General features: G+C 71.7%; 4 protein-coding genes. All 4 read right to left on the bottom strand.

Annotated elements, in window-relative coordinates; genetic code table 11:
* Positions 1 to 460 (bottom strand): DUF2478 domain-containing protein (locus tag G7A99_RS18330; RefSeq protein WP_163142889.1); only part of this gene is annotated, 460 nt, incomplete at its 3' end.
* 73 nt (positions 461 to 533) lie between these two features.
* The gene (locus G7A99_RS18325; RefSeq protein ID WP_018719289.1) at positions 534 to 980 is read right to left on the bottom strand and encodes a DUF1841 family protein; all 447 of its coding nucleotides are present in this window, start codon (positions 978 to 980) and stop codon (positions 534 to 536) included.
* A 37-nt stretch (positions 981 to 1,017) separates the two neighbouring features.
* Positions 1,018 to 1,662, bottom strand: coding sequence for an endonuclease III (gene nth / locus G7A99_RS18320; RefSeq protein WP_163142886.1), 645 nt, complete (start codon positions 1,660 to 1,662; stop codon positions 1,018 to 1,020).
* Positions 1,659 to 2,225, bottom strand: a 567-nt coding sequence (locus tag G7A99_RS18315) for an electron transport complex subunit E (RefSeq protein WP_163142883.1), incomplete at its 5' end; no start/stop codon positions are given. The genes G7A99_RS18315 and nth, both read right to left, overlap by 4 nt.

The raw sequence follows: 2,225 nt of genomic DNA, 5'->3' as shown, positions 1-2,225 counted from the left end.
GCTCGGCGAGGCCGCCGGTAAAGCCTTCCCAGGCCTCCGATTCCGCCGGGCGTACCGAGGTGAGCAGGGGAATGCCGTCGGTGACGATGGCGAGTATTTCGTCCGCGAACCCGCGGCCCTTCGCCTCCAGCGGGCCGAAGCGGTCGATGATGATCAGCCCCGGACGTTCGGCACGGAAGCGCTGCAGCCAGGCGGCGGCGTCGGCCAGGGCGGCGGTGTCCAGACTGCAGGCCCGGGAGCCGGCCCCGAGGGCCTGGGAAATGCCGAAACCGCGGTCGCTGCCGATTACCGTCAGGCGCCGGCTCAGTGCGCCGGCGGCGTTATATCTCCGCTGCTGGACGAGGCCGCGCACGGCGACGCCCTTCGCCTGAAGGTCGTCGGCGAGGCCGGCGAAGGTGTCGGAGAGGTCCTCGTCGTCGCCGCGGCGTATCGCGGCGATGTGCACCGTGTCGTTCTGCATGGCCGCGTCCCGGAATGTTGCACTCTACCGGGCCCAGTAAAGCACGGTGCGTGCCCCCATGACTTGACCCGGGTCAGACCTGTGGACCGCGCCCCGCGGCGAGCCCCTCCAGGCAGGTCAGGTAGGCGGCCTCGTCGGGCATGCCGCCCTGGCGCTGGGCCTGCCACAGGGCCTCGGCGAGGCAGTCCATCATGCGGTGCTCCGCGGCCATGCGCTCGCCGTGGGCGCGGGTCAGCGTCTCGTGGATGCGCCGTATCCCCGGTGGGCGGTCGTTCGCCACCTGCTCGCGCAGGGCGATGTGCAGGCCCATGTGCAGGAAGGGATTGGTCTCGCCGTCCTCGGGCAGGTACTCCCGGCCGAGGGCGCGTTCGCCGTCGGCGAGCACGCCGTGGTATTCCGGGTGCTCGGCGACGACCTCCGCGACCAGCCGTTCCATGGGGTCCATGGGCTCGCCGTCCTGTGCCTTGCGCCAGCTCTCCAGGTAGAAACGGCGCATCTGGTTGCGGTCCTGACCCAGCATGAATGCACTCTCCCGGGTGGTGTGTCGGTGGTGGCGGTCACTCGCCGGCGTAATCGGTCTTGTCGTCGAACTCGCAGAGGTCGTGGATCACGCAGGCCCCGCAGCGCGGGCGGCGCGCCGTGCACACGTAGCGCCCGTGGAGGATGAGCCAGTGATGGGCGTCGCGAAGGAACGCCTTCGGCGTCCAGCGCGTCAGCCGGTCCTCCACCTCGCGCACGGTGCGGCCCGGCGCCAGCCCGGTGCGGTTGGCGACGCGGAAGATGTGCGTGTCCACGGCGATGGTGGGCTCGCCGAAGGCGGTGTTGAGGATCACGTTGGCGGTCTTGCGCCCGACCCCGGGCAGCGCCTCCAGTGCCCGGCGCTCCCGCGGGACCTCGCCGCCGTGCTCCTCGATGAGGATGCGGCAGGTGGCGATGATGTTCCGCGCCTTGGCGTTGTAGAGCCCGATGGAGTTGATGTAGCCCTTCAGCCCCTCCTCGCCGAGGGTGAGGATCGCCTGCGGTGTGTTTGCCGCCGGGAACAGCTGCGCGGTTGCCCTGTTCACGCCGCGGTCGGTGGCCTGGGCGGAGAGGATCACCGCCACCAGCAGCTCGAAGGGCGTGGTGTAGTTGAGCTCGGTGGTCGGCGCCGGGTTCTCCGCCGCCAGCCGCCGGAATATCCCGGCACGGCGCTCGCGGTTCATGCGGCCGCCTCCCCGCCGGCCGGGGCGCCGGCGCGGGCGTGCCGGCGGCGGCGCTGGCGCGCGTCGATGGCGTTGCGCCCGGCGAGCAGCAGCCCCAGGCCGATGAAGGCGCCCGGGGGCAGGGCGGCGAGAAGGAAGCCGTCGTAGCCCGGCAGCACCGCGATCTCCCAGCCGCGGGCCCAGTCGCCGAGGATCAGGTGCGCGTTGTGGAACAGCGTGCCCCGGCCGAGTACCTCGCGGCCGGCGCCGAGGACGACGAGCACCGCGGTGAAGCCGGCGCCGGTGGCGAGCCCGTCCAGCGCCGCCGGCCCGGCCGGGTGACGGGAGGCGAAGGCCTCGGCCCGGCCGAGGATCGCGCAGTTGGTCACGATCAGCGGGATGAAGATGCCGAGGATGCCGTAGAGGGCGTGGAAATAGGCGTTCATGAGCATGCCGATGACGGTCACGAACGTCGCGATCACCAGCACGTACACCGGGATGCGGACCTCCGCGGGGACCTGGCGGCGCAGCAGCGAGACCGTGGTGTTGGAGGCGAGCAGGGTAAGCGTCGTGGCGAGGCCCAG

This window comes from Arhodomonas sp. KWT (assembly GCF_010993615.1).
The sequence above is the reverse complement of the archived record's forward strand: the minus strand, read 5'-3'. Positions and strand labels throughout refer to the sequence as shown.